The sequence below is a fragment of the Enterococcus canintestini genome, from assembly GCF_001885735.1.
In the GTDB taxonomy this organism is placed as follows: domain Bacteria; phylum Bacillota; class Bacilli; order Lactobacillales; family Enterococcaceae; genus Enterococcus_C; species Enterococcus_C canintestini.
The window spans coordinates 182,937-197,508 of sequence record NZ_JXKG01000002.1; the positions used below are offsets into that span (position 1 = coordinate 182,937).

Sequence of the window (14,572 nt, forward strand, 5' to 3'; positions counted from 1 at the left end):
TCATAAAAAAGAGCTTGTGCCAAAAGCTGCTTCTGCTACAACCGTTTATTCGGAAACAAAAGGTGTGACAAGATTTTTGTCACACCTTTTTAAAATTATTCGACTGTTACAGATTTAGCTAGATTACGTGGTTTATCAACATCATAACCTCTTTGTAAAGTAGCAAAGTAAGCGATAAGTTGGGTTGGTACTACGGCTAATAAACTGCTTAGTAATGGGTGAACTGTTGGTAATAAAATTTGATCATCTGGTTTTGCGAGATCTTCTGTTGCAATGACCAAAGTCCGCGCACCACGACTTGTTACTTCTTGCAAGTTGCCTCTAGTATGTGGGCCGGTTACAGCATCAGTAATAATACCAATAACGGGTGTTCCTTCTTCAATTAAAGCGATTGTGCCGTGTTTTAACTCACCAGCGGCAAATCCTTCTGCTTGCAGATAAGAAATTTCTTTTAGTTTTAATGCAGCTTCCATCGAAACGTAGTAATCATTTCCCCGCCCAATATAAAAAGCGTTGCGAGTGTCAGTTAAATAATCAGCTGTTAATTCAGCCAATGATTCTTTTTCGTTGATCATTGTTTCCATCGCACTAGCCACGAGACTTAGTTCATGGAACAAATCAAATTGAAGGGCAGCAGAAATTCCTTTTTCTACTCCTAGTGCTTTAGCTAAAACGGCCATGACAGCGATTTGAGCAGTATAGGCTTTTGTTGAAGCCACGGCTATTTCAGGACCTGCGTGAAGTAACAGCGTATAGGTTGCTTCACGAGATAAAGTTGAACCAGCAACATTTGTAATCGTTAATGAAGGGTAAGCTAATTCATTTGTTTTGACTAAAACTTGGCGACTATCTGCAGTTTCGCCACTTTGACTTAAATAAATGAAAAATGGTTTTTCTGATAATAAGGGCATGTTATAGCCAAATTCACTAGACAAATGAATTTCGACTGGTATTTGGGTTAGTGTTTCGAAAAACTTCTTAGCGGCCCAACCAGCATGACTACTCGTGCCACAAGCGACGATATAAATGCGATCACTATTTTTTAAACTGGTTAATAAATTTTGATCGATGGCAACTGAACCATCGTCATTTTGATATTTTTGAACAATTTTACGCATCACGACGGGTTGTTCATCGATTTCTTTTAACATGTAATACGGATACGTACCTTTTTCAATATCACTGGCATCAAGTTCAGCTACATAATAGTCTCTTTTGATGATTTCTCCAGCTGCATTTTCAATTGTTACATTATCAGCAGTTAGTGTCACCATCTCACCATCTGTCAATTCCACAAAACGGTTGGTTTGATCTAACATTGCCAATGCATCACTACACAAAACGTTAAAACCTTCCCCTAGGCCAATCAAAAGAGGACTTTTGTTTTTTGCGACATAAATGGTTTCACTATCTTTTGTATCAACTAACGCAAAGGCGTAAGAGCCATCAATTACAGCTAAAGCTTTTTTAAAAGCAGCTTTTGTCGTTAATCCTGTATTTTTAAAGTGAGCAATTAGATGGACGGCTATTTCGGTATCTGTTTGGCCATAAAAATGATCTGTTGCTAAATAAGTTTGGCGTAATTCATCGTAATTTTCAATCACACCATTGTGAACCAAGACAAGTTCGCCGTTTTGACTAGTATGTGGATGAGCATTTGCCACGGTTGGCTTTCCGTGAGTTGCCCAACGCGTATGGCCGATACCCATTGTCCCTGTAATTGTAGTATCTAATTTTTCTTCTAAATTTTTAATCGGTCCAATTGCTTTTACTAAATGACTTTCATCTCCAGCGACATAAATACCAGCCGAATCATAGCCTCGGTATTCTAAGCGTTTTAAGCCATTTAAAATAATTGTTGTTGCGTCGTTTTTACCAACGACTCCGACGATTCCACACATATATATACCTCTTTTCTGTAGTTGCGGTTGTTTTCTTTTTTTATCATTTACCGCGTATAACACAAACGATTTAATTAGACCAATTAATTTTTTTGGGGATAATTTTTCATTGGTCTAAATTAAAAGACAATCAAAATGATATTATTTAATCTGGTTTTTGTCAATAATTATTTTTGTTTATTTAAATTGGTATAGTCTTATGCATTTAAAACCAATTTGTTAAGTGAATTTTTTTTTGCTTTTTTTATTTTTCGTTTAGGGAAATTATCTAGGAATAACTGTTTTTTTTGCAGTCTTTTCGCTACAATGATAAAAGATGATGCTGTTAAGAGCAGAGTTTAGAAAATAAAGTTACTCAGTGGGAGGATAATATGGAAAATATGGTACGCTGCATGAGTTTTAAGCAATTAAAAGCTATAGTTGCAAAATTAGAAGCGACAGAAGCCGTTTTGGATGAGACTAAAATTTTTCTTAATACAGGCTGGGATAGTTTACAAGAAGTGGCACCAGAGAGCATCGAAGTAAAAAAAGCCCGCTATTTTGAAGTGCAAGATCCTGTTAGTAAAGAATATTTTGGTGGTTTTGCTTTAACGGAAAAAGCGGAAAAAGTTAATGCGACAGGGGAAGAAGAAACAGTTATTGTGATTGAAAATTTATATTAAAAGGAGTTTAGGAATAAAGATGAATAAAAGACGTTGGATTGCCGTAGTAATTGCGGTGGGGTTATTTCTATTTTCAGCTGTGTCTTCAAGAGTGGCAACCCACAATAATGAGGATACAAAAGAAGCGCTAGCGGGGTTAAATGCGTTACTTTATGGTTCAAATCAGTTGGAAAAAAAGGTATTAGAAGACGGGAACGAGACACAACAGATTGCGAAATTATCAGTAGATGGAACGATCGCCGATACAGGATCAGGTGGGATTTTTTCGACTGAATCATACAGTCATCAAGATTTTTTAGCACAGTTAAAAGAGATTCAAACCGATGAAAATATTAAAGCCATCTTATTGGAAGTAAATTCTCCTGGGGGCGGGGTTTATGAAAGTGCTGAAATCGCCAAGGAATTTGCTAAGATTAAAAAATTAAAGATTCCTGTCTATGTTAGTATGAAAAATATGGCAGCAAGTGGGGGTTACTATATTTCTGCTGCTGCAGATAAAATCTTTGCTACTGATGAAACAGTAACAGGTTCAATTGGTGTTATTATGTCAGGCGTTAATTATAGTGGTTTGATGGAAAAATTAGGAATCACTGATCAAACTTACAAAAGCGGTGCTTTAAAAGATATGGGCTCAGCTACTCGTAAACCAACTGAAAAAGATAAAGAAGTCCTACAAACATATGTGAACAATGCCTACGATCGTTTTGTCAAAGTAGTGGCCAATGGACGTCACATGTCAGAAGATGCTGTTCGTAAAATTGCAGACGGACGTATTTACGATGGGGCGCAAGCTAAAAATATTGGCTTAGTAGATGAAATTGGTTTTCCAGAAGATACGTTAGCAGCGCTAAAGAAAGATCAAAAATTAGCAGATGCTCAAGTAATTGAATACACAGTAGGTGATACAGGTTTTTACTCTTCATGGTTAGGTAGCAAAGTGGCACAATGGCAAGGACTTGCTCCAAGTGAAAGTAGCAAGGTGTTACATTTATTTGAATCGTTGGGAAGTGCCCAAGCACCAAAACCTCTTTATTATTATGGGGGTGAATAAAATGAGTGAAGATAAAGTACAAGGACCAAAAATTTTTAAAAAAGCTCCGGCAAAAGAAAAATTTAGCGAAATAGAAACCAAACAAAAACAAAAATTATGGCACAAATTAACAAATGAACAAGCACCACAAAGAAAAAACTACTTTCCCAATTATTTTTATGCGGGTTTTTGGATTCGTTTTTTTGCTTATTGCGTTGATTTACTTTGTATAAGTGCTATAACGAATGGAACGGTTGGGCTAGTATATCGCGTTATGGGTTTAAAGATGCCAACTAGCTTTTTAAGTTTTGCTTCTTTATTGACACTAGCTATTTATTTAAGTTATTTTACTTTACTGACCAAACTAAATGGTGGCCAAACGATTGGTAAAATGATTTTTGGGATTCGCGTGGTTTCCTTAACACAATCTGAGTTATCGTGGACTACAGTTATTATAAGAGAAACTGTTTGTCGCTTTATCTTAAAAGGATTTCCTTTTATATTAGGTTATGTAGTAGCCGCTTTTACAGATCACAAACAACACGTAGGCGACTACTTTTCAGATACGTCTGTAGTTACGATTAATATTTTGAAAGCTTTTAACAAAGAAGTACGAGCGTAATTTGCAATAGGAGCAGGTGCTAACAATGGGAGAAAAAATCGTCTTTCCTGATGAACTCCAACGAATTATTCGTTTAGGTAAAAAGAAAATGGCAGAGGAAGAATACTTATCCAGTTGTCAATACTTTAAAAAAGCCTACGAAATGGAAATGTCATTTACTGTTAATCAACTTTATGTGGCAGCCTTACTAAAATTAGAAGATTTTCCAACCGCGTTAAATATAGCAGAAGATTTTTTTGAAGAATACAAAAAAGATGAAGAGACGCTGGCGCAATATCTGCGAATTTTATTGTTAAATCAACAATTTTTAGTTGCCCGTAAAACTATTTATCAAAGTTCTCTTTTGACTAAAGAAAAAACACATGCTTTTATGCACCAAGTAGAACAACTGGAATTGGCAGTCGATTTACTTGATCCGGAAAATTTACAACAAAAAAGACAACTTCTAAAAAGTTGGGATCAAAATAAAGGGCCCGTCACACCAAATGCGTGGGCCAAATTTCAACAACAATTAACTTATCCGCAATTTGTGGCTTTGATGCAAGATTTTTTACCGACAAGTAAAAATAATTTTTTACGGCCGCGCTTAATTGAAGAGTTAGTCCTGCTAAAATGTGACAAAACCATTACGACCAATAGCTGGCAAGATGTGACAATGCAGGTGGAGTTAACTAAACTATCTTTACCAGAAGAAATTCCTGCTTATAAAGTAATGCAACATTATTTTGAATCAGAAATTGCTGCTGTCGATGTCCAAATGGCACAATATTGTCTAGCGGAATTAAAAATGGATCTAGCTTTAACTTATCCTTTTGTACCGTTTACTAAAAATACAGCTCTTTGGCAAGAAAGCTATGTTTTACAATATCAACAAATAATGGGGAAAAGCATTGCTGAAAAGTATTTAGAGGAACTTTTGGAGGTCAATTTACAAAAAGAAAAAATTCGTCAAATTTATCACGAAATTTTATAAGGTTTTTTACTTTCCATAACCTTAAAATGTTTACAATTCAATAGGGTTAGTGTACTATTTAAAAGTATGCATGAAAGTATTTCATAGTAAAATTAGTTTATTCGGAGGGAAACACATGACTGCAAAATGGGAAAAAACTGGCACCAATGATGGTGTATTGACATTTTCAATTGATCAAGCTGAAATTCAAAAAGGTTTGACACAAGCTTTTAATAAAGTAAAAGGGAATTTAAACGTCCCTGGCTTCCGTAAAGGTAAAGTTTCACGCCAAGTATTTAACCGTATGTATGGGGAAGAAGCGTTATACGAAGATGCATTAAACGCTGTTTTACCTGAAAATTATGAAGCTGCTGTTAAAGAAGCGGGTATTGATCCTGTTTCACAACCAAAAATTGACATTGAAAGCATGGAAAAAGGTCAAGACTGGGTGATTAAAGCAGAAGTTACTGTAAAACCAGAAGTAAAATTAGGTGACTACAAAGATCTAACTGTTGAAAAACAAGATCGTACAGTTACTGAAGCAGATGTAGATGCTAAATTAAAACAAGAACAAGAACAACAAGCAGAATTAGTTATTAAAGAAGACGAAGCTGCTGTAAATGGCGATACTGTTGTGATTGATTTTGAAGGTTTTGTTGATGGTGTTGCTTTTGAAGGCGGCAAAGGCGAAAACTATTCATTAGAACTAGGTTCAGGTTCATTCATTCCTGGTTTTGAAGAACAATTAGTCGACCATAAAGCAGGTGACAATGTTGAAGTAACAGTGACATTCCCTGAAGACTATCAAGCAGAAGATTTAGCTGGTAAAGAAGCAATCTTTAAAGTTGTTGTTCATGAAGTGAAAACAAAAGAATTACCAGACTTAGATGATGAATTTGCTAAAGACGTTGACGAAAACGTTGAAACTTTAGCTGAATTAAAAGAAAAATACATGAAAGAATTAACTGAAGCAAAAGAAAAAGCAGCTGAAGACGCAAAAGACGAATTAGCGATTCGTACAGCCGTTGAAAATGCTGAAATTCTTGACTTGCCACATGTAATGGTTCACGACGAAGTACACCGTTCAATGGACGAATTCTTAAACAACATGCAACGCCAAGGTATTTCACCTGAAATGTACTATCAATTAACTGGTTCAACTGAAGCGGACTTACACAAACAATTTGAAGGTGAAGCTGAAAACCGTGTTAAAACTAACTTGGTGATTGAAGCGATTGCTGCTGCGGAAAACTTGGAAGCAACAGATGAAGACATCGAAAAAGAAATCGCTGAATTGTCTGAAGCTTACAACATGCCAGTTGACCAAATCAAACGCGTCTTAACAGAAGATATGTTAAAACATGATATCACGATGAAAAAAGCAGTGGAACTTGTAACTGGAACTGCTGTTGAAAAATAATTTTTAGTAACTTTTAAGAGGTGTGACAAAAGTCTTGTCACATCTCTTTTTTGCAAATAAACGGTATTAAAGAAGCGATTTTCTTAAAGTTTCTTTTTTATTTTGAAGTTAATTATGTCTGACACAAGCTTTTTTACATAGTAAAATTTATATAAAGTAAAAAGTTGTTATTCTAAAGTTACTTGCATTATATTTTATAAGGAACTTTTGTAATAATAATCTAAGTCTTAAAGGGAAAATTTATAAATGTTTTTGCTTGCTGCTTAATAAAAAGCATATTACTACGTTTTTTTATGGGAAAACTAGTTAATAAATCTTAAAAAAAAGCGAACTTGCAAAACAATAAAAGCAACTACTTTTGCTTTGGTAAATTGTATGCTATCATAGTCTAAGACTGTTTAAATTCAGTTATCCACCACTCGTTAAGAGTACGGAAATTTTTCAAGGGGTGAGACCATGTACGACAATACTAACGGAAATGAAACTGTACGTTGTTCATTTTGTGGTAAGTCACAAGAAGAAGTGCGTAAGATCGTCGCCGGTCCCGGGGTCTACATTTGTAACGAGTGTATCGACTTATGCAAAGAGATCATTGACGAAGAATTCCTAGATGAAGATGTGCGGGAATTCATCGATGTACCTAAACCAAAAGAAATATTAGCAATATTAAATGAATATGTAATCGGACAAGATCGTGCGAAAAAAGCATTGGCAGTGGCTGTTTACAATCATTACAAACGTGTGAATGCACAAAGTGTCGAAGATGATGTAGAATTGCAAAAAAGTAACATTTGCTTAATTGGACCAACTGGATCTGGGAAGACTTTTCTTGCCCAAACACTGGCTCGCTCATTAAATGTTCCTTTTGCAATTGCAGATGCTACTAGCTTAACTGAAGCAGGTTATGTTGGTGAAGATGTTGAAAATATTTTGTTGAAATTGTTGCAAGCAGCTGATTTCAATGTGGACAGAGCGCAAAAAGGGATTATTTATATCGATGAAATCGATAAAATTGCGCGTAAAAGTGAAAATGTTTCTATCACTCGAGATGTCTCAGGTGAAGGGGTGCAACAAGCGTTATTAAAAATCCTTGAAGGAACAGAAGCAAGTGTGCCACCACAAGGAGGACGCAAACATCCTCATCAAGAAATGATTCAAATTGATACTACCAATATTTTATTTATTGTTGGTGGTGCTTTTGATGGCATTGAAACGATTGTTAAAAATCGGATGGGCGAAAAAGTCATCGGTTTTGGTACCAATAATAAAAAAATCGGGGATGATGAAAGTGTTATGCAACATATCATTCCAGAAGATTTATTAAAATTTGGGTTGATTCCTGAATTTATCGGACGTTTGCCAGTCATGGCGGCATTAGATAAATTAACCAATGATGATTTGGTAAGAATTTTAACAGAGCCTAAAAACGCTTTGGTAAAACAATATAAAAAATTACTGTCATTAGATGAAACTGCGCTAACCTTTGAACCAGAAGCGTTAAAAGCCATTGCAGCAAAAGCGATTGAACGAAATACAGGTGCACGGGGTTTGCGTTCAATTATTGAAGACATTATGATGGATGTTATGTTTGATGTGCCAAGTGATGAAGAAATTAAAGAAGTTGTTATAACTGAAGATTCTGTCACTGGCAAAGGGACACCAAAAGTTATTTATGCTGAAAAAAAAGCCGGATAACCGGTAACTAAAGCTGGGTTTTATACCCAGCTTTTAGCTTGAGTAGAATAATTTATCAAACTTAACAAGTGGATGATGTTTTAAGAAAGGAGTGAATTTTTTGAAAGTTCACAATGCAGAAATCGTGATTAGTGCGGTTGCGCCTAAGCAATATCCAGAAACTGACTTACCAGAAATTGCTTTAGCCGGGCGTTCTAACGTGGGGAAATCTTCGTTTATCAATACCTTAATTGAACGAAAAAACCTGGCCAGAACCTCTTCGAAACCTGGTAAAACCCAAACGCTTAATTTTTATTTGATTGAAAATACTTTGCATTTCGTTGATGTTCCCGGGTATGGCTATGCTAAAGTTTCAAAAACAGAACGGGCAAAATGGGGACAGATGATTGAAACTTATTTGACCCAGCGGGAACAACTAAAAGCGGTCGTATCATTAGTTGATATGCGTCATGAACCTAGTATAGAAGATGTCCAGATGTATCAATTTTTGAAGTATTATGATTTACCGGTAATTGTCGTTGCTACGAAAGCAGACAAAATTCCGCGTGGCAAGTGGAATAAACATGAATCGGTTATCAAAAAAGCGTTGGATTTTGATAAAGAGGATACATTTATCATTTTCTCTTCTGTTACAAAAGAAGGAAAAGATCAAGCCTGGGCGGCAATTGAAGCTGCTATAAAATAAAGAGTCGAATCATTTTTGATTCGACTCTTTATTTTTATTCTTTTTTTTATCTTTAATTTCTGGTTTTAAAAAGCGGGTTACATCTACCTCTTCTTTTTTATCGGGCATAATGACAAAGTCATCAAACATCTTATCTAAAGAATCGTCGCGCTCAAATTTTAGTCCCATCTATGCCACCTCCTCTTAGAGTTTAACATGTTTTCGTTTTATTTTTAAGAAAAAGGATGTCTTTTTACTTTTTTTTAAAAGTAATATTCGTTATAATGTAATTATAAAAACATTAAAAGGTGGTGAGAACGTGAAGCTGACAAATAAAATGTTTATTACGATTCAATATATTAATTTAAACGATCAGATGATTAAACGCCATCTACAAGATTGGTTGGTCTTTACTCGCTTGCTTTATACTCCTGCCCAAATGATTATTAACCATGAAAAAACACAGCCGTTTTCCTTACGCATGGTCCACCAATTATTAAATAAATTAACAGAACATGAAGATTTGGAGTTTGTTGTAAAAAATGGTCCCAACGAATCCTATTTTCATTTAGTTGATGGGAATCTATTAGAAAAACATCTGATCACCCAAGATATATTTTTAAAGCAAAAACAAATGATTTTAAATTATATGGATATCAAAATGAATAAACGGGGGCTATTTGGCTATTTACGCAGTTATGATGAATATTTGTATCATAATACTGAAGAAATAAAGATGCGTTTAGCTTTTGAGGAAACACAAGCAATTGAACAACTCCCTAAAATCCGTAATCAAAAAAACGAGATAGTCGTCGATTGTAATCAATTTGCCGGTTATGACATTTTCTATCGGGGCTTTTGTTTGACATCTTGTTGGCGAATCTACTTTAGCTCACGTTATCACAAGATTATTCCACTAGCAGTAGTCCAAGAAGTTCAACAAGTTGAACAAGTATGTAAAGTCGCAGAAGATGTTTGGTTTGTTGAATTATACAAAGATCCTTATCGATGGCAAGAAAAGCTAAACTTAAATTATCAAAGGTTATTTCGTGACCAAATGGGGATTGATCAATTGGCTTGGAATAACGGTGTTGGCATCTTACGAGAACCGCTAATTGAATACGCATACACAGATAATGTCATCCAAACTGTTCAATATCAAAATGATCGTTTGCAACCGACACCAAAAAAAGAAGCGACACATTTTGTAACACGGGTTTATGATATTATTCACGACAACTATCAAGAGCGTCGTGTAAAGGGCACCTTAAATGCGCAAGCATATTTTCCTTGGGTAGATGAACAAGGGATGAAAATGATGAATTATTTAGTTCTAAACCCCAAATATTCTTTGGATGAAGGGCTTTGTGCATATGAGTTTTATTTACGAAATTATTTAGAAATTAATGTAGCAGATGAAAGATATCAGGAATATTTAGCCATTTTAAATATTTATTTACCGGATGAATTTTTGACTAAAATACCATATAAACCATTAAAAGAAAAAATGGCAGATATTCATTTCAGTCGCTTAAAAAAACGGCGTAAACGCATTTTTTTTGACCTTAAGAAAGAGAATAATCATTTACGAGTCAATTTTATTCCATTTTCAGCAATGAAAAATACTAATGAAATCAGCCGAGTAGGGGGTTAAAAGATGGAAGATTTATTGTTTAAAAAGTATATGTTACCAACTGGTGTATTAACGATTTTATTACTATTTCTACCAGACTTTTTTATGAAGATACCTCTGGCTATTACGATTATTTTACTTGGAAGCTGTTTATGTATTTACAATTATTGGAAATTAGAAGTGAAGTTAGAGGTACAAAAAATAAGAGCACAGAAAGAAAAATAAAAATAAGCATCAGCAATCAATGGTTAAAATTGACTGCTGATGCTTTTATTTATTTATTTATTTATTTATTAATATCTTTTTTTAATAGGCCAAAGACAACCCCTGAAATTACGGCACCAATTGCGATAAAGACTAAATATAAAATTGGATTACTTACTAAGAAGACGACGAAAATACCACCGTGAGGCGCAAGTAAAAGAATATCTTTAGCACCTACTAACGCACCTGTAATTGCAGAACCAACAATAAAGCTTGGAATCGCCCTTAAAGGATCAGCTGCGGCAAATGGAATGGAGCCTTCTGTAACAAAAGATAGTCCCATAACAATATTAGTTAAACCAGCATCTTGTTGATCTTTGGTGAATTTATTTTTGAATAAGCGAGTAGCTACAAAAATTGCTAATGGTGGTACCATACCACCGGCCATAACAGAAGCCATAACCACACTACCACCAGAGGCAACAGTAGATGCTAATGTTGCTGTACCAAATACATAAGCAGCTTTATTAATCGGACCACCTAAGTCAGCTGCCATCATCCCAGCGAGTAACGCACCAAGTAAGGCTGCGTTTGAACCACTTAAGCCAGTTAAGAAGCTATTTAAAGCATCGTTGATGACTTTCATTGGTACGTTTACGATCAACATTAGAAAGCCTGTAATTAGCAAGCCAAAAACGGGATAGAATAAAATTGTTTTAATCCCATCTAATGATTTTGGCAAGTTTTTGAAAAGTTTACGTAAGAATAAAATGACATATCCACCAAGGAAACCACCGATTAATGCACCTAAGAAGCCAGCACCACCAGCGTTAGCCAACGCACCTGCGGCAAAACCGACAATTAAACCAGGACGATCAGCAATACTTGAAGCGATAAAACCAGCTAATACAGGTAACATAAAGCCAAAGGCAGCATTCCCGATTTGATTAAACCATGAAGCTTGCATATTATAATTTCCTAGTTGAGCTAAGCTATCTTGAGGTACACCCATAAATTGGTCAATCATAAAGGATAAAGCAATGGCAATCCCGCCACCGATAACAAAAGGTAACATATGGGAAACGCCGTTCATTAAGTCTTTGTAAATGCGTTGGCCAACTGTGCCGTCAGCGCTCTCTTTGCTATCGCTGACACTTGATCCGTCACCTTTAAAAATTGGTGCACTGCCACTTAAAGCTTCGTTGATTAAATTTTCTGGTTTGCGAATACCATCACTAACAGGGCGATTCACCAAATGTTTACCATCAAAACGATCCATTTCAACTTTTTTATCAGCAGCTACAATAACACCATCAGCGCGGGCGATATCTTCAGCAGTCAAACGGTTTTTGATTCCTTCTGAACCGTTTGTTTCAACTTTAATGTCAACACCCATTTCTTTGGCTTGTTTTTTCAAAGCATCTTCTGCCATATAAGTGTGGGCGATACCAGTTGGGCACGCAGTAACCGCAACGATGTATTTACGATTAAAACTTTTCAACTCTTCTTCTTCAGCTGCTTTTTTCTCAGCTTGTGCTTCTGCTTCTTTTTTTGCTTCAGCATCCGCGAAAAGTTTTTGCACTTCGTCAGGTGTTTTAGCTGATTTTAATTGTGCGACAAAATCGGCATCAATTAATAGGCGTGAAAGAGCAGCTAAGGCTTGTAAATGTGTATCATTTGCGCCTTCTGGAGCAGCAATCATAAAGAACAAGTAAGTTGGTTGTCCGTCTAATGCTTCGTAATCAACCCCAGTATTACTTTTAGCAAATAAGACAGTAGCTTCTTTTACAGCTTTGTTTTTAGCATGGGGCATAGCAATTCCATCACCTAAACCAGTTGAGGTTTGGGCTTCACGGGCTAAAATTCCGTCTTTGTATGTTTGGATATCAGAAATTCGACCTACGTCATACATTTTTTGTACCATTTCATCAATTGCGCCTTTTTTATCAGTCGCCTTAAGATCCATAATCATGGCATCTTTAATCAATAATTCATTGATATTCATTGTTTTCCTCCTTAATTTTAAAACAGTGTCTTATTTTTAGCCCAAATTAATCGGCAATTTTTTCTACAATAACTTCAGCTAATAGCTCTTTAATGAAAGGAGCTTGTGCTAAATCATCGGAAAAGGCAGTTGCACTTCCGCAAGCCACTCCCCATTTAAAGGCGGCTACAGCATCTTTGTTTTGGCTATATTCCCCGATGAAACCTGCAATCATGGAATCGCCAGCGCCAACTGAATTTTTTAATGGACGCTTTAAGACGTTAGATTGATATACGCCATCATTTGTAAAGAGTAGGGCACCGTCACCAGCCATTGAGATAATCGCATTTTTGGCTCCGGCTGTTAGTAATTTTTTACCATAAGGGACAATATCAGCAATGCTGTTAAAAGTTGTTTGATAGGCTTCTGCCAATTCATGATTATTAGGCTTCACTAATAATGGCTCATTAACTAAGGCATTCATTAAATCTTGTCCGGTTGTATCAATGACAAATTCCGCTTGATTTGCTTTAACTAGTTGAATTAATTCTTGATAAAATCCGTTTGGTAAGCTTGCTGGAGCGCTACCGGATAAAACAACGATATCGCCTTTTTCAACTTTTGAAAGTTGCGCTTTTAAATCTGCAATATCAGTCGGCGTAATGGCAGGGCCAAGGCCGTTAATTTCAGTTTCTGATTCCGCTTTTAGTTTAATGTTAATGCGCGTATCATCTTCAATTTTCGTGAAGCGTTGGGAGATGTTTTCTTGCTTTAGCCAGTCAGCGATAAAGTTACCGGTAAAGCCGCCTAAAAATCCCAAGGCCTTATTTTCAACAGCGATTCTTTTTAAAATTCGTGAAACATTGATACCTTTGCCACCAGGTAATTTTAAATCTTTTTTCATTCGATTTACTTCGCCGATTTTTAAATCGTCGACGTGAACAATATAGTCGATGGAAGGGTTAAGTGTTACTGTGTAAATCATTTTTGTGCCTCCAATATTTTGACATCATGATACAATTCAGCGTGTTCAGCTGGACAGTAGTCAGTTAAGATTGTTACAGCTTCAAGAGCGGCTACTTTTGCAAAACTTATCTGATTAAACTTGCTGTGATCGGCGAGAATAAATCCTTCTTCCGCTTGTTGCAATGCAGTTTTTTTTAAAATAGCTTCTTCTGGATCAGGGGTGGTTAGCCCGGCATTTAAATCAATACCGTTGATCCCAAGAAAAGCTTTGTTAAAATTAAACTCTTGAAGTTGTTTTAAACTCGTGTTCCCTAAGGTTGCGTTAGTGGAAAGTTTAATCATTCCCCCTAAGATAATGGTGTCAATATTCAAATCAATCAGTAGTGATGCGTGCTTGACGGAGTTTGTGACAACTTTTAAAGGGGTGCCAGTAGGAAGCAAGGGGATAAGTTCTAAGGTACTGCTACCTGCATCTAAATAAATGACATCGTCTTTTTTTATTTGTGTGGCAGCAAGTTTGGCAATCATTTGCTTGGCGTTTACATTTTCTTTTGATTTTGTCTGCATGTCTGCTTCAAAGCCAATATGTTGTCCGATTCTTTTTGCGCCACCGTGAACACGAATTAATAATTTTTGATTCTCGAGCTCTTGTAAATCACGTCGAATGGTGGATTCAGAAGCAGCTAATAAGTCCGTTAATTCGTGTAGTTTGACGATGTTATTTTGAGCAAGGAGTTGCAAAATTTTTTGTTGTCTTTCTTCTGTAAGCATTTACAATCCCTCCTTCGACCATATAATAGCACGTTGTTCAATCAAATTCAACTACAATCGTTCAAAAA

General features: G+C 35.8%; 14 protein-coding genes. 9 read left to right on the top strand and 5 right to left on the bottom strand.

What is annotated here, in order from left to right:
• Positions 1-95 precede the first annotated feature (95 nt).
• Complete coding sequence (glmS, locus tag RU96_RS02310; RefSeq protein WP_071863938.1) at positions 96-1,901, bottom strand: glutamine--fructose-6-phosphate transaminase (isomerizing); 1,806 nt, start codon at positions 1,899-1,901, stop codon at positions 96-98.
• 371 nt (positions 1,902-2,272) lie between these two features.
• On the opposite strand from glmS, the gene RU96_RS02315 reads away from it, so the two are divergent.
• The 7 genes from RU96_RS02315 (at position 2,273) to yihA (ending at position 8,967) form a co-directional block, all read left to right on the top strand.
• Positions 2,273-2,563, top strand: a complete 291-nt coding sequence (locus tag RU96_RS02315) for a hypothetical protein (protein WP_071863939.1) — start codon at positions 2,273-2,275, stop codon at positions 2,561-2,563.
• Between the two features lie 19 nt (positions 2,564-2,582).
• Positions 2,583-3,614, top strand: coding sequence for a signal peptide peptidase SppA (gene sppA / locus RU96_RS02320; protein ID WP_071863940.1), 1,032 nt, complete (start codon positions 2,583-2,585; stop codon positions 3,612-3,614).
• Between the two features lies 1 nt (position 3,615).
• Positions 3,616-4,215 carry an RDD family protein gene (locus tag RU96_RS02325; RefSeq protein ID WP_071863941.1) on the top strand — a complete coding sequence of 200 codons (600 nt, stop codon included), beginning with the start codon at positions 3,616-3,618 and terminating at the stop codon, positions 4,213-4,215.
• Positions 4,216-4,240: 25 nt separating this feature from the next.
• The gene (locus RU96_RS02330; RefSeq protein WP_071863942.1) at positions 4,241-5,188 is read left to right on the top strand and encodes a hypothetical protein; all 948 of its coding nucleotides are present in this window, start codon (positions 4,241-4,243) and stop codon (positions 5,186-5,188) included.
• A 115-nt stretch (positions 5,189-5,303) separates the two neighbouring features.
• Entirely contained in the window at positions 5,304-6,587 is a 1,284-nt protein-coding gene (gene tig, locus RU96_RS02335; protein ID WP_071863943.1) for a trigger factor, read from the top strand.
• 456 nt (positions 6,588-7,043) lie between these two features.
• Entirely contained in the window at positions 7,044-8,282 is a 1,239-nt protein-coding gene (gene clpX, locus RU96_RS02340) for an ATP-dependent Clp protease ATP-binding subunit ClpX (RefSeq protein ID WP_071863944.1), read from the top strand.
• Positions 8,283-8,382: 100 nt separating this feature from the next.
• Positions 8,383-8,967: a ribosome biogenesis GTP-binding protein YihA/YsxC gene (gene yihA / locus RU96_RS02345; RefSeq protein WP_071863945.1), complete on the top strand. Its 585-nt coding sequence runs from the start codon at positions 8,383-8,385 to the stop codon at positions 8,965-8,967.
• 9 nt (positions 8,968-8,976) lie between these two features.
• Here yihA and RU96_RS13005 read toward each other — a convergent pair whose 3' ends face one another.
• Entirely contained in the window at positions 8,977-9,135 is a 159-nt protein-coding gene (locus tag RU96_RS13005) for an SPJ_0845 family protein (RefSeq protein WP_169818338.1), read from the bottom strand.
• A 130-nt stretch (positions 9,136-9,265) separates the two neighbouring features.
• On the opposite strand from RU96_RS13005, the gene RU96_RS02350 reads away from it, so the two are divergent.
• Complete coding sequence (locus tag RU96_RS02350) at positions 9,266-10,600, top strand: hypothetical protein (RefSeq protein WP_071863946.1); 1,335 nt, start codon at positions 9,266-9,268, stop codon at positions 10,598-10,600.
• Positions 10,601-10,603: 3 nt separating this feature from the next.
• Positions 10,604-10,804 carry a hypothetical protein gene (locus tag RU96_RS02355; RefSeq protein ID WP_071863947.1) on the top strand — a complete coding sequence of 67 codons (201 nt, stop codon included), beginning with the start codon at positions 10,604-10,606 and terminating at the stop codon, positions 10,802-10,804.
• A 61-nt stretch (positions 10,805-10,865) separates the two neighbouring features.
• Here the strand turns inward: RU96_RS02355 and RU96_RS02360 are convergent, their stop codons facing one another.
• The 3 genes from RU96_RS02360 to RU96_RS02370 are packed head-to-tail and all read right to left on the bottom strand — an operon-like array spanning position 10,866 to position 14,504.
• On the bottom strand, positions 10,866-12,788 hold the full coding sequence (locus RU96_RS02360) for a PTS fructose transporter subunit IIABC (protein ID WP_071863948.1): 1,923 nt from the start codon (positions 12,786-12,788) through the stop codon (positions 10,866-10,868).
• Between the two features lie 46 nt (positions 12,789-12,834).
• On the bottom strand, positions 12,835-13,752 hold the full coding sequence (gene pfkB, locus RU96_RS02365) for a 1-phosphofructokinase (RefSeq protein WP_071863949.1): 918 nt from the start codon (positions 13,750-13,752) through the stop codon (positions 12,835-12,837).
• Positions 13,749-14,504: a DeoR/GlpR family DNA-binding transcription regulator gene (locus RU96_RS02370; RefSeq protein WP_071863950.1), complete on the bottom strand. Its 756-nt coding sequence runs from the start codon at positions 14,502-14,504 to the stop codon at positions 13,749-13,751. Before RU96_RS02370 ends, pfkB begins: the two co-directional genes overlap by 4 nt.
• Positions 14,505-14,572: the final 68 nt, after the last annotated feature.

Bases quoted from the DNA above. Each gene is read 5' to 3' on its own strand.
- sppA (WP_071863940.1), top strand. From the start codon at position 2,583: ATGAATAAAAGACGTTGGATTGCCGTAGTAATTGCGGTGGGGTTATTT.
- RU96_RS02360 (WP_071863948.1), bottom strand. From the start codon at position 12,788: ATGAATATCAATGAATTATTGATTAAAGATGCCATGATTATGGATCTT.
- clpX (WP_071863944.1), top strand. From the start codon at position 7,044: ATGTACGACAATACTAACGGAAATGAAACTGTACGTTGTTCATTTTGT.
- RU96_RS02325 (WP_071863941.1), top strand. From the start codon at position 3,616: ATGAGTGAAGATAAAGTACAAGGACCAAAAATTTTTAAAAAAGCTCCG.
- RU96_RS02330 (WP_071863942.1), top strand. From the start codon at position 4,241: ATGGGAGAAAAAATCGTCTTTCCTGATGAACTCCAACGAATTATTCGT.
- pfkB (WP_071863949.1), bottom strand. From the start codon at position 13,752: ATGATTTACACAGTAACACTTAACCCTTCCATCGACTATATTGTTCAC.
- RU96_RS02315 (WP_071863939.1), top strand. From the start codon at position 2,273: ATGGAAAATATGGTACGCTGCATGAGTTTTAAGCAATTAAAAGCTATA.
- glmS (WP_071863938.1), bottom strand. From the start codon at position 1,901: ATGTGTGGAATCGTCGGAGTCGTTGGTAAAAACGACGCAACAACAATT.
- RU96_RS02370 (WP_071863950.1), bottom strand. From the start codon at position 14,504: ATGCTTACAGAAGAAAGACAACAAAAAATTTTGCAACTCCTTGCTCAA.
- RU96_RS13005 (WP_169818338.1), bottom strand. From the start codon at position 9,135: ATGGGACTAAAATTTGAGCGCGACGATTCTTTAGATAAGATGTTTGAT.
- RU96_RS02355 (WP_071863947.1), top strand. From the start codon at position 10,604: ATGGAAGATTTATTGTTTAAAAAGTATATGTTACCAACTGGTGTATTA.
- tig (WP_071863943.1), top strand. From the start codon at position 5,304: ATGACTGCAAAATGGGAAAAAACTGGCACCAATGATGGTGTATTGACA.